This window comes from Chlamydiota bacterium (genome assembly GCA_016178055.1).
Taxonomy (GTDB): Bacteria; Auribacterota; JACPWU01; order JACPWU01; family JACPWU01; genus JACOUC01.
In genome coordinates, this window is sequence record JACOUC010000021.1 from 1 (window position 1) to 20,565 (window position 20,565).

18 protein-coding genes and 1 other RNA gene are annotated in these 20,565 nt (G+C 42.4%); 10 read left to right on the forward strand and 9 right to left on the reverse strand.

From position 1 onward, the window contains the following. The 8 genes from HYS07_02870 to HYS07_02905 all read left to right on the forward strand — a co-directional run. A partial coding sequence (locus HYS07_02870; protein MBI1870115.1) for an RHS repeat protein occupies positions 1-2,394 on the forward strand: 2,394 nt, incomplete at its 5' end. A gap of 6 nt (positions 2,395-2,400) precedes the next feature. Beyond that, positions 2,401-2,745 (forward strand): sel1 repeat family protein, encoded by a 345-nt coding sequence (locus HYS07_02875; GenBank protein MBI1870116.1) that lies wholly within the window; start codon positions 2,401-2,403, stop codon positions 2,743-2,745. Between the two features lie 69 nt (positions 2,746-2,814). Continuing rightward, positions 2,815-4,836, forward strand: coding sequence for an RHS repeat protein (locus HYS07_02880; GenBank protein MBI1870117.1), 2,022 nt, complete (start codon positions 2,815-2,817; stop codon positions 4,834-4,836). Between the two features lie 750 nt (positions 4,837-5,586). Beyond that, complete coding sequence (rplT, locus tag HYS07_02885) at positions 5,587-5,940, forward strand: 50S ribosomal protein L20 (protein ID MBI1870118.1); 354 nt, start codon at positions 5,587-5,589, stop codon at positions 5,938-5,940. A 298-nt stretch (positions 5,941-6,238) separates the two neighbouring features. After that, positions 6,239-7,213, forward strand: coding sequence for a phenylalanine--tRNA ligase subunit alpha (gene pheS / locus HYS07_02890; protein MBI1870119.1), 975 nt, complete (start codon positions 6,239-6,241; stop codon positions 7,211-7,213). A 127-nt stretch (positions 7,214-7,340) separates the two neighbouring features. Then, on the forward strand, positions 7,341-9,758 hold the full coding sequence (locus HYS07_02895; protein MBI1870120.1) for a phenylalanine--tRNA ligase subunit beta: 2,418 nt from the start codon (positions 7,341-7,343) through the stop codon (positions 9,756-9,758). A 106-nt stretch (positions 9,759-9,864) separates the two neighbouring features. Beyond that, positions 9,865-10,437, forward strand: a complete 573-nt coding sequence (locus HYS07_02900; protein ID MBI1870121.1) for a sigma-70 family RNA polymerase sigma factor — start codon at positions 9,865-9,867, stop codon at positions 10,435-10,437. Next, positions 10,434-11,249 carry a zf-HC2 domain-containing protein gene (locus HYS07_02905; protein MBI1870122.1) on the forward strand — a complete coding sequence of 272 codons (816 nt, stop codon included), beginning with the start codon at positions 10,434-10,436 and terminating at the stop codon, positions 11,247-11,249. Before HYS07_02900 ends, HYS07_02905 begins: the two co-directional genes overlap by 4 nt. Before the next feature lie 82 nt (positions 11,250-11,331). Here the strand turns inward: HYS07_02905 and HYS07_02910 are convergent, their stop codons facing one another. The 8 genes from HYS07_02910 to ssrS all read right to left on the reverse strand — a co-directional run bounded on the left by HYS07_02910 (position 11,332) and on the right by ssrS (position 19,490). Then, the gene (locus tag HYS07_02910; GenBank protein ID MBI1870123.1) at positions 11,332-12,066 is read right to left on the reverse strand and encodes a TlyA family RNA methyltransferase; all 735 of its coding nucleotides are present in this window, start codon (positions 12,064-12,066) and stop codon (positions 11,332-11,334) included. An 18-nt stretch (positions 12,067-12,084) separates the two neighbouring features. After that, positions 12,085-14,019, reverse strand: a complete 1,935-nt coding sequence (locus HYS07_02915) for a 1-deoxy-D-xylulose-5-phosphate synthase (GenBank protein ID MBI1870124.1) — start codon at positions 14,017-14,019, stop codon at positions 12,085-12,087. Positions 14,020-14,033: 14 nt separating this feature from the next. Continuing rightward, complete coding sequence (xseB, locus tag HYS07_02920) at positions 14,034-14,267, reverse strand: exodeoxyribonuclease VII small subunit (GenBank protein MBI1870125.1); 234 nt, start codon at positions 14,265-14,267, stop codon at positions 14,034-14,036. A 243-nt stretch (positions 14,268-14,510) separates the two neighbouring features. Then, the gene (gene xseA, locus HYS07_02925) at positions 14,511-15,725 is read right to left on the reverse strand and encodes an exodeoxyribonuclease VII large subunit (GenBank protein MBI1870126.1); all 1,215 of its coding nucleotides are present in this window, start codon (positions 15,723-15,725) and stop codon (positions 14,511-14,513) included. A gap of 50 nt (positions 15,726-15,775) precedes the next feature. Next, positions 15,776-17,311 carry a ribonuclease Y gene (gene rny, locus HYS07_02930; protein MBI1870127.1) on the reverse strand — a complete coding sequence of 512 codons (1,536 nt, stop codon included), beginning with the start codon at positions 17,309-17,311 and terminating at the stop codon, positions 15,776-15,778. Between the two features lie 75 nt (positions 17,312-17,386). Beyond that, entirely contained in the window at positions 17,387-17,977 is a 591-nt protein-coding gene (locus HYS07_02935; GenBank protein ID MBI1870128.1) for a 5-formyltetrahydrofolate cyclo-ligase, read from the reverse strand. Next, entirely contained in the window at positions 17,914-19,209 is a 1,296-nt protein-coding gene (locus tag HYS07_02940; GenBank protein MBI1870129.1) for a replication-associated recombination protein A, read from the reverse strand. The genes HYS07_02935 and HYS07_02940 overlap by 64 nt, the downstream gene beginning before the upstream one ends. A 96-nt stretch (positions 19,210-19,305) precedes the next feature. Next, positions 19,306-19,490, reverse strand: a non-coding RNA gene (gene ssrS / locus HYS07_02945) — 6S RNA. 316 nt (positions 19,491-19,806) lie between these two features. Here ssrS and HYS07_02950 point away from each other — a divergent pair. Both HYS07_02950 and HYS07_02955 read left to right on the forward strand, forming a co-directional pair. Further along, positions 19,807-20,058: a hypothetical protein gene (locus HYS07_02950; GenBank protein ID MBI1870130.1), complete on the forward strand. Its 252-nt coding sequence runs from the start codon at positions 19,807-19,809 to the stop codon at positions 20,056-20,058. Positions 20,059-20,110: 52 nt separating this feature from the next. Further along, positions 20,111-20,359: a CDGSH iron-sulfur domain-containing protein gene (locus HYS07_02955; GenBank protein ID MBI1870131.1), complete on the forward strand. Its 249-nt coding sequence runs from the start codon at positions 20,111-20,113 to the stop codon at positions 20,357-20,359. Here the strand turns inward: HYS07_02955 and HYS07_02960 are convergent. Beyond that, positions 20,317-20,565: primase C-terminal domain-containing protein (locus tag HYS07_02960; protein ID MBI1870132.1), on the reverse strand; the 249-nt coding region annotated here is incomplete at its 5' end. The two genes, HYS07_02955 and HYS07_02960, sit on opposite strands and share 43 nt — an antisense overlap.

Genomic DNA, 20,565 nt, shown 5'->3' on the forward strand with positions numbered 1-20,565 from the left:
CTCGGAAACACCACAGAAAAATATCTCGACGCCAACGCCAGAGTCACCCAAGAAAAAGACCCATTAGGAAGAACCACCAAATACGAATACACTGGCCGTGGCTACATCTCGAAAATCACTTACCCCAATAGTTCAACAGAAACGAGAACTTATGACACTAAGGGAAATATGCTTACGAAGAAGGTGAGTGGTGAGGGGGGATTGGTGATGACGACGACATACACCTACGACTCAAAATGGAACAAAGTCAAAACAGTGACAGACGCACTTGGACGCATCACCACTTATGAATATGACTCTACAAATGGCGATCTTAAGAAAATCACATTACCCGCTGTAGCCCCAGCCACAGTAGGCAGCATCTGGCAAATGAGCTACACAACCCAAGGACTCCTCGAGACACTCACAACTCCCGACTCCCATCTTACTACTTACACCTACGACAGCCTTGGAAACCTGGCCACCAAAACGAATGCGCTTGGCTACACAACGACATACACAAGGGATAGCTCAGGCAACGTCACAGACATCGCGGATCCACTCGGAAATAGCACGATCTATGGCTACGACATGATGAATAGGCTCACGAACCTTGGCAAACTAGCCACTCTCTCTGATCCGAACAAGCATGTAACCACATTTGGCTATGACACCATCGGAAGATTACTCTCTGAGACAGACCCACTGGGCCATATCACCAGCTACGTGTATGACAAAGTAAGCAACGTCACACAAAAAAATACACCGAATGGAGTGGCCCTCAGCTATGTTTATGATGCCCTCAACCGCCTCATCACCAAAACAACGCCAGAACAAGTCTATACCTTTGGATATGACTCTCTGAGTCGTCTCACCAGTGCGAGCAATGCGGTGAGTTCTCTGAGCTTTATCCACGATGCAGTTGGCCAACTTTTAGAAGCAACAACAGTAAAGCCTCAGCTAAATGTTGCATTGTCTTACAATTATGACAGTGCCGGGAGGAAGACATCTCTTACCGATCCGGTGGGAACAACAAGTTATGGTTATGATGGTGTAAATCGCTTAACATCACTTACTTATCCTCAGAGCAATAACTTTGCTATTGGCTACGACAAAGGCGGTCGCAGAACCTCTCTCTCTGGCCCTCTAGGAATCTCAAAAACTTACGAATACGATAATGCTAACCGCCTTCTCTCACTCATCAACAAAATCAACGACATAGAGATTTCCCCTTTCCAATATCTGTATGATAAAGCAGGTAATCGCACGCAAAAAACAGATAAGTATGGACTGGATCAATATCTTTATGATGCAAATTATCGCCTGCTTTCATCTTCATTAAACGCCGAAGCTTTCGTCTATGATCTCACCGGAAACATCACCAAAAAAGACGGAGTCATACGAACCTTTTCAGCGTTTAATCAATTTCTATCGAACACCAGCAGCATTACTGCTACATACGACAACAATGGAAACATGACGAGTAAGATCACATCGGAGGGAGTAACGTGGTCTTATATTTTCTCAAGTGAGAATAAATTGCTTCAAGCCACATCCTCCGACGGGAAAAACGTCACATACCAATATGACGCTTTGGGAAGAAAGATCACAAGGGTAAGTGGAGGAAAAACAACACAATATATCTATGATGGGGAGGATGTACTGCTTGAATATGAAAATAATATTCTGACTAGTCGATACACTCATGGCCCTAAGATTGACGAACCTCTCTCAAAAACAGATATCCAATCAGGAGACAACTATTTTTATCATGCCGATGCACTAGGTTCAATTACCGCTATCACCAACTCCACAGGCACCATCATTGAAAGTTACCGATACACCTCCTACGGCACACCCGCAGTCTATAACAGAAGCGGAGAAGAGGTTTTTGAGTCGACTATTTCGAACACCTATCTATTCACGGGACAGAATTATGATTATGAAACAAAGCTTCATGATTATTGGAATCGTTACTACGATTCCGAATTAAATATTTTTATTTCCCCTGACCCCATTGGCTTCTTCGATGGGCCTAATCGATACTCCATGGTGAGATCGAATCCGATTAATGAGACTGATCCGTTTGGATTGTTTGCAGTGCCGACTCCCTTGCCTCCCTCTCCAGTTCCAGCGCCTGGGCCAGTTGGAGGCTCCATGGGAGAATCAGGAGCCTCATCTGTAGATTCTGGGCCTGATCAAGGGTCAGGTGAGGAAGAAGGTGAGTGTGAAGAAAAAGAGAATAAAAAATGTCGGTTTGTGCGAGAAGTTTACTATGAAGGGCCAACAAAAACGTGTTGGTATGAAGGTCGTGGTGGGATGTTTACATTCCCGCAGGATAAAGATAAACCTTGTCCTCCCATCGATCCAGATACGTGTATGGTTGTGACAACTGGTTTACCTGGAGGTGACTAATAATCTATGAAAGATGATCTAGAAATTGCTAAAGAAGCGATTGGTAGCGAGGATTATGTAAAAGCTCTTAGGATCGTACGTCCACTGGCAGAAGCTGAAAACGCAAAGGCTCAGGGCTACCTTGGTTTCATGTATCAACTTGGACTTGGAGTTAATCGCAATGGCTTGGAAGCAATTAAATGGCTACAAAAAGCTGCAGATCAAGGTGATGGCTCTGCTGCACATAATCTTGGGACTATTTATTTAGGAGGAATGCCAGGTATTCCTGTAGACCAAGATTTGGCAAAAAAATGGTATAGAAAAGCTCGAGATTTAGGGTTTGTAACGGCAAATTCTGAATGGTACGAATGATTAGGATTAGGGCCTTAGGAGAGTGAGTTACCTTATTAACTTTAAAATAAAAAAGAGATCAAAATCTAAATGGCCTTCGCGCTAAAACAAGAACATGAGCTTCCCTTTTTAAGCTTGGTCGAAGGGCCAATGCTCAAGGTTCTGCCTGGAGGCAAAGCTGAGACAAAACCTTCGGCTGAGATTATCCCAACCACTTCGCTGGGGGGTGGAATTATTCCTTTTGATACGGAAAGCCGGCAACCTTTGGCATTTAGAAATCACGAAAAAGCTATAAATCTTCTATCGATCGATAGTAAGTTTATAGCTTTTTCAGTTCAAGGGACGAACCCCATCTCTTGCAATTTTGACAAAGCCAATCGTCTCTCACGTATTTCCTTCGAGCCTCGAGCTTCGAGCCTCGAGCTGGATTACGCGTATGACAAAGTAAGCAATGTCACACAAAAGAAAACTCCAAATGGAGTCACACTTAGCTATGCGTATGATGCCCTGAACCGCCTCATCACGAAAACAACGCCAGAGCAAACGTACGCATTCACGTACGACTCTTTGAGCAGGCTCACCACCGCCAGCAACACTGCAAGCAATCTATCATTTGTCTATGATGCAGTAAGTCAGCTCCTCGAAGCTGACACCGCTGAAGTCATTGCGAGCGGAGCGAAGCAATCTCAGCTGGTCTATGGCTATGATGCTGCAAATCGAAAAATATCACTCACAGATCCAACAGGAGCCACAAGCTACGGCTACGACAAAGCCAACCGCCTCAGCCAACTCGCGTACACCCCTCTTATCATAAGAGGGGATGGGGGAGTTACATTCAATTTTGCATATGATTTGGGCGGAAGAAGAACCTCCCTCACTGGCCCTAACGGAATCTCAAAGTCTTATGGTTATGACAACGCCAATCGCCTTCTCTCCCTCATCAACAAAATCAACGACACAGAAATCGCTCCATTTCAGTATGAATACGACAAAGCCGGCAATCGAACCCAAAAAGCAGACAAGCACGGAACGGACCAATATGGCTACGACTCACTCTATCGCCTGCTTTCATCATCCCTTAGCAGTGAAGCTTTCAACTACGACCTAACCGGTAACAGAACCAGCGACCAAACCCAAAGCTACACAGCGAACGAGCTCAATCAATTAACAAGCGGGACCAGTGGTCTTTCACTTTCATACGATGCCAACGGCAACGTCACAAGTAAAACCGAGAATGGCATCACATGGACGTATACGTGGAACAGTGAAAACCAACTCACAAAAGTTACGAACACCAATCCCCAATCACCAATCACCGTGAGTTATGAATACGATGCCCTAGGTCGTCGACTCTCAAAAACGTCTAATGGAAATACCACTCAATTTATTTATGATGGAAATGATATTTTACTGGAATACCAGAATGGAATCTTAACTAATCGTTACACTCATGGCCCTTCAGTAGATGAACCCCTTGCAAAAACTGATTTAAGCCAGTCAAAGAATTATTTTTATCATGCCGATGCTCTTGGTTCTATCACCGCAATTACTGACTCTTCTGGCGCTATCGTTGAAAGTTATCGTTATTCCTCCTACGGAGTCCCAACTATTTTTGACAAAGATGGCTTAGAAATTGGCACATCGAGTATTGGTAATTTTTATCTCCACACAGGTTCTCAATATGATCCCGAAACAAAAACCTATCATCACTTTTACAGGGAACGAGATGCAAGTTTTGGGATCTTTCTAAGTCCTGACCCGATTGGATTCAGTGGAGGAATTAACCTGTACTCGTATACTGGAGCCAATCCTCTGAATTGGACAGATCCATTGGGGTTGAGGGGGGAAGATGTCCTTAAGAAGTTATTAGATGAGAATGTTGGCGACAAACTGACTGAACAAGAGAAACAGAAGATAGCTGACTTTACTGGGAAACAGATAGGGCTTGGACTTGGGATTCGGCTGAAGGCTGGGAGTGAAAGTGCTAAACAAGAGTTGGAGGCGCTCGTAAGGGAAGCTTTAAAAAAATCCGATAAAGAGACACAGGATCTTTTTAAAAAATTTGAGGATTTAAAAAATGAAGAAGAAAGGAAAAAATCATGTCCAACATGAAGAGGACATTTTTAAAATTTCTTTTGAGTTTACTGCTTACAACTGGAATTGTATTTTGGTCCACAGCTTATTGGTCGGGACATTATTTTGATGGAGTACCTCTTTTGATATGTCGCATGATATCTCGCATTTTACATATCGAAATATTTTTCTATATTGTCGGAGTCTATTTCTACGTAACTATGTATGTATTTTTACTTTTCTGGGCCAAAAAGTTTGGAAGGTTGAAATATGTCTTCTGGGGCGTATTAATTGCAGGGTATGTCATACTAAATATAATCGCTGGTCGATTTGTTTCTTTTGACATTCGGGTGTTAGAGGCGATTACCCCTGGCTAAATTGCTTTGACCCTGAGCGTCTGTTATTTTTGCTCTTTGAAAATTTTGGATCGATATGTATGTGGGGATTGAAAGGGGAAGATGCATTAACTGGCAGTCCCTCTTCCTTGATGATTAAGATGAGGATCTTACAAAGCATACAGTACATTTCTATTCAATAAGTTAAAGGGTATTTTTAGATGAAAGTGAGGCTCATTTTGTAGTTGCTCCATTTGGGGGGCTACCCGATTCGTCCCCCCGCCTCGTCTACGAGATGGCAGGTAGGTGGGAGGATTAATCGGGCGACTATAGAAAAACATGATGGGGAGGATTTTCATCGCACACGATGATCTTGAAAGATCATTGAAATTATAGTGAAGAAGTTTTAAAAGGGTTGTGTTGGTAAAAAATTAAAATAATAATAGGAGTTTATATGCCGCGTTCAACAAATAGTCCCGCGTCTCGCAAGAGAAAGAAAAGAACATTAAAACTTACCAAAGGAAATTTTGGGGCACGAAACAATACCTATAAAGCAGCTACGTTCACCCTTTTGAAGTCTTTACGCTATGCGTATCGTGACCGTCTGAGACGTAAAAGGGATTTTCGAAGCCTCTGGATCACCCGCATTGGAGCTGCCGTAAAGCTCTATGAACTTTCTTACAGTCGCTTCATGTCTGGGCTCAAGAAGGCAGGGATTGAGTTGAATCGTAAGGTGCTTGCGGATATTGCCCTACGGGATCAAGCAACGTTCACCCACCTGGTTGAAGCTGCAAAGAAGGCTTTGTAAACTCTTATTTCCCCTTAATCAATACAGCGTTAAGGGATTAAGAGGTAAGCCGTGATTTAATTGATAATTTAAAATTGAAAATTGATAATTCAGGAATTTATTCATTTTACCTTTATTCTCAATTATCCATTATCAGTTTCGCTTAAGCTTGCCCCTTGCGACTTATATAGACGCGTATAAATAAACGGACATATTGAGATTCCCCCCTCCTTTGTAAGGAGGGGTTGGGGGAGGTAGAATCAAGGACTCTACCCCACCCTACCTCCCCTTACAAAGGGGAGGAGATGTCTGTTTATTTATGCGCGGTTCTGATCGCTTGGAAACCCTTGAGAATCAGAGAATTTATTTTCTGGGTAAAAAGGGCGTTCTGACCGAACTTTTAAAAGAACTTGGAAAACTCCCTTCTGAAGAAAAACCTCTGGTGGGGAAAATTCTCCATGCTGGAAAAGAAAAAGTTGAAAGTCTTCTCCAAACCGCTCGTTCAAGTCTCGAATCTTCTCAAAGAGAAGCCCAACTGGAGAATGAAAAACTGGATGTAACCCTTCCAGGATTAAAACCTCCCAGAGGGCATCTTCATCCTTTAACCCAAGTGATGACACAGATTATCGATGCCTTTGTCCAAATTGGGTTTTCTGTAGAGGAAGGCCCTGAGATTGAAACGGATCAATACAATTTTGAAGCTCTTAATATGCCAAAAGATCATCCTGCACGAGATATGCAGGATACGCTTTATGTCTCCCAAGATCTTCTTTTAAGGACGCACACCTCTCCCATTCAAATTCATGTGATGGAAAAGCGCAAACCCCCTCTCAGGATTATTGCCCCAGGCCGCGTTTACAGACGAGATGAAGTTGATGCATCTCATTCTCCCATGTTCCATCAAGTTGAAGGTTTTATGGTGGATGAAAATGTGAATTTTTCTCATCTTAAATATGTGCTCATGTATTTCGCCAAAAGGATTTTTGGGGATGAGGCCGAGTTGCGTTTCCGACCCAGTTTTTTCCCTTTTACAGAACCCAGTGCAGAAGTGGATGTTGCCTGTTCTGTGTGTTCAGGGAGTGGATGCCGCGTCTGTTCTCAAAGAGGATGGTTGGAGATTTTAGGGGCTGGAATGGTTCATCCGAAAGTATTTGAGGCGGTCGGATACGATCCAGAAAAAGTGACCGGGTTTGCCTTTGGAATGGGTGTAGAACGTATTGCGATGTTGAAATATGGAATCAATGACATTCGCTTGTTTTTTGAAAATGATCAGAGACTTTTGGAGCAATTTTAAAAATGTTCATAACTCCCCCACCACCTCTTGTCTGCAGAGGTGAGTCCGCTGCTCGACCAACGAGAGGGGGTGGGATGGAGAAGTTATTTTTATCCACTTGGCTGGACGAGAGTTCACGGTGACAATTATGAAAATTTTATTGAGTGCCCTTAAAAGTTTTATCGACATCCATCTTTCAGAAAACGATTTGGCCCATCAACTGACCATGGCCGGTTTTGAGGTGGAGTCCATCGAACATTTTTCTTGCGATTTCGAAAAGGTCGTTGTCGGGAAAATTCTTGAAATTCATTCTCATCCCAATGCAGATCGATTAACTTTATGCAAGGTGAGTACCGGGAAAGAGACGTTCTCGATTGTATGCGGGGCAAAAAACATTCAGCCTTCAGATGTTGTTCCTGTGGCTCTGGACGGAGCCAAACTTCCTGGCGAAAAGGTGATTAAGGCCTCTAAAATTCGGGGAGAATTTTCCCAGGGAATGCTTTGTTCCAAAGTGGAACTGGGACTTGGAGAAGGGGAATCGGGGATTTGGATTTTGCCTCAGGATTTACCTTTAGGGGAAGATATTAAAGAAGTTTTAAAATTAAAAGATACGGCTTTTATTCTGAATGTCACTCCCAATCGACCGGATGCTTTGAGCATAAAGGGAATGGCCCGAGAAATTGCAGCCCTGACGGAACTTCCACTCAAAAATCCTCAAGGGAAATGTGTTGAGGAAAACGTTTCCATCGAAAAAATGATCGATGTCACAATTGAGAATTTTCAAGGTTGTCCCCATTATATGGCGCGTTTCATTCAAAACGTTCAAGTCGGACCTTCTCCTTTTTGGCTGAAACAACGCCTGGAAAGAATGGGGCAACGATCGATCAATAATATTGTGGATATCACCAACTGGATTCTTTTGGAATGGGGGCATCCCCTTCATGCCTTTGATTTTGACCTGTTAAAAGGGGGGGGAATCGTTGTCCGAAACGCCCAACACGGTGAAAAGATGATCGCCATTGATGGAAGAGAACTGGTTCTTGAGCCCTCCATGTTGGTGATTGCCGATGGAAAAGGACCTGTTGCTTTAGCTGGAATTATGGGCGGAAAAGAAACAGGGGTGACTGAAAAAACAAAAAATATTCTGCTTGAATGTGCCTATTTTTCCCCATCGGTGATTCGAAGAACTTCAAAAGCTTTAGGAATGTCTTCTGAATCCTCTTATCGGTTTGAACGAGGGGTCGATCCGCTGGGTCTTCCAGAGGCGTTGGATCAGGCAGCAATGCTTATTGCGGAAATCTCAGGAGGTGAGGTTGCCAAAGGCATAAAAGATATTTCTCAAAAAAGGTGGACCCCTCAAATAGTTCACTTTAATCCGGAACATTGCGAGAAACTTTTAGGAATCAACGTTCCGGAAAATTCCATTCAATCTATTTTTAGCCGTCTTCAGCTGAAAGTGATTGGGAAAAATCCAAAGAGTTGGGAAATCGAAATTCCTTCTTTTCGGTATGATTTGACCAAAGAAGTCGATTTGATTGAAGAGGTCGCTCGACTGTGGGGATATCAACACATTCCAGAAAATTCACCGCGCATCGGATTTTCCCTTGAATCAAGCCCTCTCCCTAAGGCTTATCAAACTCGCTCCAAGGCTAAAAGGGTTCTTCAGGGATTGGGGTTAAATGAAGCCATTACTTATAGTTTTTCATCCTTAGAAATTTTGGAAAAAACATTCCAGAAAAAGGAAGCTATTCCTTTAATGAATCCTCTGAGGCAGGATAATGGCTATTTGAGAACGAGCTTAATCCCTGGGCTGATCACGGTTCTTTCCTTCAATGAGCATCGTGGGATGAGTCACATCCAATATTTTGAGATTGGAAAATGCTTCTTACCCCCTCCTAAAAAAGAAGTTGAAGATTTCGAGCGAAGTCGAGAAATTGAGACGCTCGGCATTGCTATGATGGGAAAGAAAGAAGAGGGGCGCTGGGGAAATAAAGAGGTACGTGAGGCGCGATGCGATTTCTTTGATTTAAAAGGACTGATCGAAGAATTTTTTGATGCCATTGGATTATCGAATGTTTCATTCCAAAAAGCGCAAGCACCCGGTTTTCATCCAGGGAGGTCGACCGAAGTTTTTGTGAATCAAGAATCCTTGGGATTTTTAGGAGAGGTTCATCCTGATCTCACTGGAAATTTTGATCTCAGAGAAAAAGTTTTTTTGGCGGAATTTAATTTCGAGATTCTCTTAGAAAATTTAAATTTAGGAAAAAAATTTCAGGAATTACCCCGATATCCTTCTATCCATAGAGATATGGCTCTCTTAATTGAGAAGGAAAGAATGCATGAAGAGATCGTGAAGGTTATTTGGGAAAAGGCGGATCAAATTTTAAAAGAAGTGAGACTCTTTGACGTTTATCAAGGCCCGCAAGTTCCCGCCCATCAAAAAAGTCTCGCCTATACCCTCACCTTTAGGTCTGATGCCGGAACTCTAAAAGATGAAGAAGTTGATGCCGTCGAGCGACAGATTAAGGAAAAACTCGTTCAACAATTTCAATGCCAATTTAGATAACAAATCTCTTTAAATCTAGTTCTAGAAGCATGTTCAAAATCTACCCTTATTTGAAATAAATCGACCGTATTTCTTGTTCCTTGTTGATAGTGATAAAGGGGTTTTTATGAGTGAATTTGAGTCTTTGGCACAAGAACATTTTAACTCTCTCTACCACACAGCCTTAAGAATGACTCGAAACGTAGAGGACGCCCAAGACCTCGTACAAGAAACGATTCTCAAGGCCTTTCGGCATTATTCTCAATTTGAGAAGGGGACAAATTTTAAGGCATGGATATTCAGAATTTTGACTAATAGTTTCATTAATCAATATCGAAAAAAATCAAAAGAACCCCCGATCACTGATTTTACTTCTATAGAACCTATTTATGAAGAGATCACTAAATCTACCACCCAATTTTCTTTAGGGGAGATTGAATCTTTAAGAGAAAAACTTTCGGATGAAGTGAAATTGGCCTTGGACAAATTACCTGATGAATATCGCATGGTCTTTTTATTATCTGTGATTGAAGATTTTTCCTATCAAGAAATCTCAGAAATATTAAGTTGCCCCGTTGGAACAGTGATGTCTCGACTTTTTCGTGCACGAAAAATATTGAGAGAAGAACTTTTTAATTTTGCAAAGAAAAATGGCGTTATTCAAAGAAATTGGCAAAGGGATGGGATGGAATCATTATGAAATGCCCTGAAGCAAAACGACAACTATTTTTATTTTTAGATAATGAATTAGGCATTCAAGAAAATCTTGAAGTCCTGACCCATTTGGATCTTTGCCCTGGCTGCAGTGAGTACTTTGAAAGTGAAAAACAAATGGAAGGGCTGATCAAAGAAAAGCTCTCTTGTGAAACAGCGCCCGCTCACTTGTGGAAAAAAATAAATGCGCTTCTTCCTTCGACGACTTTAGATTTTCATTCTGCCTCCCCTTCAAAAAGAAAATGGATTTGGGGTTCGGCAATAACCGCAGGCTTTTTTTTAAGCGTCGTGGCAAGCGCTTATTATTTAGTATGGCCCCCTAAACTAAGCGCGGACATCTTGGTCAATCAGTCCGTCCAACTTCATCAGCAGATGATGAAGGGACGAATCTGTCCTTCTATCCCTGAAGAATTTTCAAAAAACTTTGAGCAAATGAAGGCCCTGATTTGTAAAAAATCGGATGGGCTTCATAATAACCATTCTTCAGAAACATGGACAGATACACACCCGCAAAACTGTGTTGCTTCTTCATCGTACTTTTCAGGTCGAGAGTTTGCAACCACTCTTTATTCCAGAGGAAATTTACACGTATCTCATTTTATTGTGAGAGCCTCTTTTGTTGAATTTCCAGAAAAGGTTAGAAGAGAAACGGAAGGGATACCTTATTACCTTTACAAAATTCACCCCTATAAAATCATCATCCTTAAAAAGGACCAAAATCTTTGTGTCTTTGTGGGGAATTTGAGTCAAGAAGAGGCTCGATCACTTGCAGCACTTGCTGCACAAGTTCAATCATAAAAATTAGTCCATGGTCAACGGTCTACAGTCCATAGAAAAATACTTCCTTTAAATCTGTCAACCATTGACTGTTGGCTGTGGACTAATTTTTCTTTAAATAAATAAAATACTCTATATTCCCGGCGGGTCCCTTGAGAGGAGACTGAAACATTCCAAGATCCTCTAAGGGCAGGGTTTTTGAAAAATCTCTAACCTTTTGAACAGCGTCGAGGCGATCTTGTTGGGAGCGAACCACCCCCCCCTTTCCAACACATTCTTGGCCTACCTCAAATTGAGGTTTTACGAGAGTAAGAATTTTTCCTCCGGGTGCTAGCAAGGGAAGAACAGCAGGTAAAATTTTTTCTAAAGAAATAAAAGAAACATCGATGGTGATTAAATTAAATTTTTCAGGAAAGTCTTTTTTTTCAAGATAACGCGCATTTACTTTTTCTAAGACAATGACTTTGGGATTTTTTCGTAATTCATAATGAAACTGATCATGCCCTACATCCACTGCATAAACTTTTTTTGCCCCCTTCTGTAAAAGACAGTCCGTGAAACCACCTGTTGAGCTTCCGACATCGAGTGCTATGTCTCCTTCGGGATTTATTTGAAATTCATGAAGAGCGGCTTCGAGCTTATCCCCACCACGGCTCACATATTTTTTCTTTTGAAGAATTTCAATGGGAATATCTAGATCAAAAAGTTGATTGGATTTTTTTACGATTTGAGAGGAGGCCTTCACAAAGCCTGCGAGAACGGCCTTTTGGGCATCGGTGCGGCTTTCAAAAAAAGAACGCTGGACAAGAATCTGATCGATGCGATGTTTCTTGGGCATTTTAATAGCCTCTAGCTGTCATCCACTGATGGCTAGATTTTTTTCAGAACATACCCCATTATTCAAAAGTTCTTTTTCAATTCGTTCTGCTACTAAAGAAGGAGACAGCCCAAAACTTTCCCAGACCTTATCTCTGGATCCTTGTTCAATGAAAACATCTGGAAGACCGAGTCTCAGAAGCTCAATCGAATGAAGTTTTTCAGTTTGAATAAATTCCAGTATCCCAGAACCAAATCCGCCGGTTAAAATGTGATCTTCCAAGGTAACCCATTTCGTCATTCTTTTTGAAAGGCGATGGAAAAAAACCTCATCCAAAGGTTTGATGAAACGGGCGTCAATCACCTCAGCCGAAATTCCTTCTTTTTCAAGAAGGGCAGTAATTTCAAGAGACATATAGACCATGTCTCCAAGAGCAATTAAAGCGATATCTTTCCCTTTTCTCAAAACCTCGGCTCGTCCTTCTCCAAGGTCTCTGTACTGAGTATCCCCTTCAGAATCCCTGACATTGCCGCGAGGATAACGGATGGCGACGGGTCCTTCTTCACGCAAGGCCCATTTTAAAAAAGCCTGTAACGTAGCTTCATTCCTAGGTTGAACAATTTTTAAATTGGGAACAGGTCTTAAATAAGAAATATCAAAGACGCCTTGATGCGTCGGTCCATCTTCGCCAACGACCCCCGCTCGATCAATCCCAAAAATAACAGGCAAATTTTGAATACAAACATCATGAATTAAATGATCATATCCACGTTGTAAAAAAGTGGAATAAAGCGCAACCACTGGCCGAAGACCGCTGGCGGCAAGCCCGGCTGCAAAAGTGACCGAATGCTCTTCTGCAATTCCGACATCAAAAAAACGATGGGGAAAGCGCTTGGCAAATCCCGAGAGCCCTGTTCCTGCAGGCATCGCAGCTGTGATCGCTACAACGCGGGGATCTTTTTCAGCACACTCCGAAAGGGCATCTCCAAAGGCGGAAGAAAAACTCTTTCCCTTAGATTCTTTAAGAGGTTTACCTGTTGCCAGATCAAAGGGAGCCATTCCATGAAACTGATCTGGCTTTTGCTCAGCCGGAGGATATCCTCTTCCCTTTTTGGTTACCACATGAAAAAGAACAGGACCTGGTAAATCTTTAATGTGATTTAAAATATGAATGAGACGATCTAAATCGTGACCATCCACGGGCCCAAAATATCGGAACCCTAAAGCCTCAAAAATAGTGCCCGGAACCAACAATCCCTTAATACTTTCCTCCACCTTGTGAGCCGTTTCTACCATGCGGTGCCCAATCCCAGGGATTTTATCCACTAAATGTTCCAAATCCATTTTAACCTTATTATAAAGCGGATTGGTAATGACCTCATTCACGTATTGAGAAATGGCACCTACATTGGGAGCAATGGACATTTCGTTACTGTTCAGAATAACAATCATATTGGTCTTGAGTGCCCCTGCATTGTTCAGAGCCTCATAGGCAAGGCCTCCGGTCATGGCCCCGTCTCCAATAATTGCAACCACTTTTTCTTGGGTTCCTTTGATGTCTCTGGCCATGGCTATTCCTAATGCGGCAGAAATGGAAGTGCTGGCATGACCTGCACCAAACGTGTCGTAAGGACTTTCCGTGATCTTACAAAAACCCGAGATGCCATTCATTTTCCTTAAGGTCGCAAACTGCTCACGCCTACCCGTAATCAGTTTATGAGGATAACTCTGATTTCCAACATCCCAGACCAGCTTATCTTCAGGCGTATTGAAAACGTAATGAAGAGCCAAGGTAAGCTCTACCACACCTAAATTACTTGAAACATGGCCTCCATTCACAGAAACCACCTCTAAAACTTTTTTTCTAATCTCACTCGCAAGCTGAGCCATTTGATTAAGGGAGAGAGACTTAAGATCCTTTGGGTTATTAATTTTATTTAAGATTTTGGTTGCATCTTTTGCTTGTTCTGACATGGTTCCTCTTGATCCTAAAATAACAATTCTTCCTTGGGTTCTTCTTTCTTTTTAATTTCGGTAAAAGATTTTTTTACAATTTTTCCTTCTTCATTCTTTGCTAAAATTTCTATTTTCTTTTCCGCTTCTTCTAATTTTTTTGTGCAAAATCGAATGAGCTTTATGCCTTCTTCGTAGCGCTTTAAGGCCTCATCCAAGTTAACTTCGTCGCTTTCAAGAAGCGCAACGATGCTTTCGAGCTTCTCCATAGATTCTTCAAATTGACCTGATGAATTTGCTTTCACTTTTTGAAAGTCCTATCTAAAGTATGGCTGAACCAACTCCCAGGTATAATCCTAAAATTTTGGTTAGAGAGACCTCTCAAAAAGGTCCCAGGTGCAAGGCGCCCGCAAGCGACCGCGCAGACGTACGTTTTGGGGTACGCCGCACAAGGGAGCGCAGCGGGCAACGCAGCAGATGGGCCTTTTTCAGAGGTCTCATTCTACTATAAACTACTCTAGAGTCAACGACTTTACCGTCGAGACAATTTTCCCCTTAGAGAGAAGGGTTTCAAGCGTTTCTCCCCTTTTTAATTGGGCGATATCCTTGATGATCTCCCCTGTCTGATAAAGACGAGTGATGCTGAACCCTCGGGCAAGTACAGAAAGAGGACTTAGAGCTTCAAGATGGCGGGTGAGCATATCCAAAGATGATTTTTTCTTATCTAAAATTCCTTGAAGGCCGCGAAAATAGCGTTCACGCCATGAATCCAAGTTTTGGATCATTTGCTCAAGTTTAGCCTTTGGATATTTAAAAACAGGATGTTCTTTATAATGTTGTAACGTTTGTCGTAAAGACTGAATTTTCATGGAAAATAAAAGCACGATTCTTCCTTCTAATTGAGTTAATCGCTCTAAGAGGTCTGATTTTTTGGCCGTTACAAGCTCTGCCGCAGCCGTGGGGGTGGGCACCCTTAAATCGGCCACAAAATCTCCGATGGTCCAATCAATTTCATGACCCACCGCTGAAATGACAGGAATTTTTGAAGCGTAGATGGCTCGGGCAACTTTTTCATCATTGAAGGCCCATAAATCTTCCAGGCTTCCTCCGCCTCGAGTCACAATAATCACTTCTACTTCATTCATTTCATTTAAAAGCTCAATGGCCTTTACAATCTGAGGAGGGGCGTCATCTCCTTGGACTGGGGTCGGGGCCAAAATAATATGCATATTGGAAAAGCGGCGGTCTAGGACGTTTAGAATATCCTTTAATGCTGCTCCCGTTGGGCTGGTCACAATTCCAATTTTGGAGGGAACCTGGGGAATCATGCGTTTATGAGCTGGATCAAAAAGTCCTTCTTCAAAAAGCTTTTTCTTCAATTGTTCAAATGCCAACTGCAAAGCCCCGATTCCAGCCGGCTCCATCTTCTTAATATTAATTTGATAGTTTCCCCCTTTTTCATAAACGGTCAGGAAACCCGAAACAATCACCTTCATTCCATCCTTGAGGGTAAAGGGTAAAGATTTATTTCGAAACGCAAAAAAAACCGCCTGAATTTGGGATCCGGCATCCTTTAATGTAAAATAAAGATGACCTGAACTGGGCATTTTAACATTGGAAACTTCTCCTTCAACCCAAAGAGAAGGATAATGCTCTTCAATTCTACCTTTGAGTTCTCGGGTGAGCTCACTGACGGAATAAATATGGATTTTTTCTGCAACAGGCATAAATAAATTTCCTAAACTACACTCCTAACTCCAAACTCCCGACTCCCAACTCACCTGGCATATTCCACAACTCTGGTTTCTCGAATCACGGTAACTTTAATGATCCCAGGATATTGAAGCTCGCTCTTAATCTTTTTAGCAATATCTCGAGATAAAACTAACGCCCCATCATCATTAATCTCCTGAGGTTTTACAATCACACGAATCTCACGACCCGCCTCAATCGCATAGGTTTTTTCGACTCCCGGAAAGGCATTGGCAAGCCCTTCCAATTTTTCTAAGCGCTGCAAATAATGCTCCACCGTATCAGACCGAGCCCCTGGTCGAGCAGCGGATAGGGCATCGGCTGCTTGGGTGAGTACCCCCCAAAGTGTCGGTTCTGGAAGCTCATTATGATGTCCTGCAATTCCAGCAATGACCTCTTCACTCTCCCCATATTTACGAGCAAAATCGCCTCCGATCAGAGCATGAGGTCCTTCGATTTCATGACTCAAGGCCTTTCCAAGATCATGGAGGAGTCCCGCTCGACGAGCCGTTTTGATATCCAGACCTAATTCGGCCGCCATGACGCCCATCAACCATCCCACTTCCTTGGAATGTTCTAAAACATTCTGTCCATAACTTGTTCTATATTTCAACCGACCTAAGAGTTTCACAATTTCAGGATGAACCGTCGAAAGCCCCATCTGAAAAACGGCCTTTTCTCCGGCCTGGCGAATGGATTCATCTATTTCCTTCTTAATTCTTTCCACCACCTCTTCAATTCGGGCAGGATGAATGCGACCGTCTCGGATGAGTTGCTCAAGACTCAGTCTCGCAATTTCTCGACGAACCATATCAAAGGCCGAAATCACAACCGTATCGGGCGTATCATCAATAATTAAATCAACACCGGTCGCCGCCTCAAAGGTTCGAATATTTCGACCATCTCTTCCAATAATCTTCCCTTTATGTTCATCACTGGGAAGAGCAACGGCTGTCACAGTAATTTCTTGAACATGATCCATGGCACAACGCCCCACGGCATCGACCATTAACCATTGAGCCTTACGCGAGACCTCTTCACGAACCCTGGCTTCGGACTGTCGAATCATCAGGGCCGCATCTTCTTTAACCTCTGCTTGAATTTTTCCAAGGAGTTCTTTCCGGGCTTCATCTCGCGAAATACCTGAAACATTTTGTAAGAGAAGATGCTCTTTCTCCAATAAACTTTCCAGTTCTTTTTCTTTAAGGGAAAGGGTCTCTTCTTGGGATTTCATCATTTTTTCTTTCTGACGCAAATCTGATTCCTTTCGATCAATCGATTCCAAGCGTTTCTCTACGACTCGTTCTTTCTCCACAATTCTTTTTTCCATTTGAACCAATTCTTCACGTCTCTGCCGCATCTCGCTTTCAAATTGAGTACGTGCCCTGAAAATTTCCTCTTTCACTTCAAGCTTGGCAGTTTTTAATTGAGTTTCTCGCTCGAGTTTAGCCTCCTCAAGGATTTTATGAGCAAGTCTTTCTGAAGAATTTTTTCGGATTTTACCCATCCAATGGGAAAGCATATAACCCAAAACCAAACTCATAAGAGCCGTGATGCCCAAAGCAATCGGCCAATTGTTTTTTAAGATGCTGAATAAATCCATATTTTCTCCGTCATATGGGGTCAAGACTTGGGGTCAAGACTTGACCCCTAAGCGAATCACCCTCTTTTCCGTCACTACAATATCGATTCTCTGATCGTGCGGCTCCGGACAAAGAGCATCGCAAATTTGAATTTCATACGCCAGGGCCAATTTTACCTGAGAAGTGCCTATCCTTTCAAGATATCGATCGAAATAACCTTGTCCCCAACCCATTCGGTTTCCCGCTAAATCAAAGGCAATCCCTGGAATGACAAAAAAATCGAAAGATGACTGGGAGGCTTTTGATGTTTTAGGAATGATCGGCTCTAAAATTCCAAAAGAACCCTCTTTAACATCTTCTTCTAAAGAGCGAATAAAATAGGTTTCGATTTGTCCATTTTGTAAAGAAAGAGGAAGGCCCACCTTTTTACCGGAACGAAGCGCATGCTGAATTAAAAAGGGGGTGCTCACTTCTGGGGCCTTTGAACAATAAAAGAAAATGGCTTTCGCCTTTTGATATTCTTCCAATTCTAAAAATCGGCCCTGAATCTGACAACTCTTTTCCTCTTGTTCCTGAGGACTTAAAGAGAGTCGAGCTTGGATAAAGGCTTTTCTTGAGTTTTCTTTTGATTTTCCAATCGCCATTTTTCAAGCCTTTCTCTCATTCGAACTTCATAACCTTGATCTGAGAGCTCTAAAAAATGCTGACTCTCTTTCCCATAAGACTGCTTTACAAAATGATTTTCAAAATCATGAGGATAAACATATTGTTCATTCTTTTCATCAGGACCCTTCACATTTTTTAAATGTCCTGGAACTTCCTCCACGCGATTTTCCTTAACGGCGGCTAAGGCCTTCTCAATGGCCAAATAAGCGCTATTACTTTTCGGGGCAGAAGATAAATAAATGGTCGTTTGAGCCAGAGGAATTCTCGCCTCGGGAAGACCAATGAATTCAACGGCCCGGGCACAAGAAGTGGCCAAAACCAAAGCTTGAGGATCCGCATTTCCAATATCTTCACTGGCTAAAATAACCAACCTCCTTGCAATGAAAAGAATGTCCTCTCCGCCCTGAAGCATTTTTGCTAACCAATAAAGCGCTCGATCTGGATTGCTTCCTCGAACGCTCTTAATAAAAGCCGAAATAGTATCGTAGTGCTGATCTAGGCTCCGATCATAATGCAAGGGCCGCTCTTGAAGAATTTCCAAGATATGAGATCTTGTAATAATTTTTTGATTCCCTTCTGAAGAAATTGCTTCAGCTGCCATTTCTAATACATTCAGAGCCCTTCGGGCATCGCCTTGTGAGAATTGAGCAATGGCCATTTTAGCGTCCTCATCCAGTTGAAAAAAATCTTTTCCTAATCCTCGCTCAGAATCCTTTAAGGCGCATTCAACAATGACATCAATCTCCTCCTCAGTTAAAGCCTTCAGACGAAACACTTGAGATCGAGAAACCAAAGGGGCAATCACTGAAAAGAAGGGATTTTCTGTGGTCGCCCCAATGAGGGAAATCGAACCTTCTTCAACATAAGGAAGTAGAATATCCTGCTGAGCCTTATTAAAACGATGAATTTCATCAATAAATAAAATGGTCTTTTGACCTCGTTTGACACGAGACCTGGCTTCGTCAAGAATTTTACGAAGTTCTGCGCAATGAGAAGTGACCGCACTCAAACTGATAAAAGAACGGTGAGTCTGAGAGGCCATAAGGTGAGCCAGCGTTGTTTTCCCGGTGCCAGGAGGTCCATAGAAAATGAGAGAACCTAAGGCATCTCTTTCAATCAAGCGCTCTAAAAGTTGGCCTTTGCGAACCAGATGGCTCTGCCCAATAAATTCATTTAAGGTTCTCGGTCTCATCCGGGCGGCCAAAGGCATAGAATGAGAGGGAGAATGCTTTTCAAAATCTTGAAGGTCAAATAGATTAGCCATAACGGCTAGCGTACAGCATTTAGCTCAAAAACGTACAGAAAAAAATACCCCGCTTTGCCGTGTGAAAGACCTCTTTTGCGAACGTTCTCTGAACGTGGGCACGCTATAGATTGCTTTTAACTTCTCCGATCATGATCAGAGCATGTCAGCCACAACCTAGGCAGCATTCCCTTAATGTCGCTGTTGGCTAAAAGATGCGTCTTCCCCTACGCACATGGCAGGGTATGTTTCTAGTTTTGCTCAAAAAAAAATAAAAAGCAACGGTTTTTTTTTGAAATGAGTCATAAGCTGTTTTTCATCATTGTCACCATAAACGTTTGTCCACCCATGTGGATGAAAATAAACTGTTCATTTGAAATCCAAAAATCAAAATGCAAAATGACAACCTAAAATCCAAAATTTCTAATGCTATTGCAAAGGGGACATTTTAAGTTTTACATTGTCCGACAAGATTTTTGATGTTTGATTTTTGGATTTTCATGATTGATTTGCTTTTCTGAACGCTGTACGCTGTGCGCTAAAGCTATCTGGGGTGATTTGAAAATGCCGGAAGAATATTATAAAGGACATTATCTCATCAGTACGGATCCAGCTCGATTGGATAGAGCGAGAGACCTTTGGAAATGGATGATGTCGGTGATTATGAATCATCCGAAGCTTCAAGGGCTCAGACGCTGGAGTCTCGTGACAACTTACTCGCAAGAGCTGTATAAAAAATTTGGATTTACCCCTTTAAAGCACCCTGAACGCCAGATGGAAATTGTTAAGTCCGATACCTACAATAAACATTCGTGAGTTAAGAGTTGTGAGTAAAAGATAAATTTCTTTAAAATTAAAGGAGGAAAAAATGAGTGAACCTACGATTGCAGCCAGAAGACCCGCCGTTCTGGAATTAGCCCCAGGAACTTATCATTGGTGCCGCTGCGGAAAATCCAAAAATCAACCTTATTGCGACGGCTCTCACAAGGGAAGCGAATTTACCCCTCTCGAATTCACTATCACCGAAAAAAAGCGCGTGGCCCTTTGCAAATGCAAACATAGCGCCCATTCCCCTTATTGTGATGGGACACATTCTAAACTGTCATCCGCTTCTTGATGACTCCTCTTCCCACCACCACCACGCTGGACCAAGGCCAAGGGATGTGCGTAAGCTGAATGTAAAACATGTTCCAATTCCCTCTGGAGAAGCCCTATTTTATTTTTCTCATTCCATGCCAGAATCAACTCTCTGGACTTTTCCAGACTCAATCCATGCAGGCGAAATTCCGACAGCAATCGAATCACAGAATTATTTCTTAAACC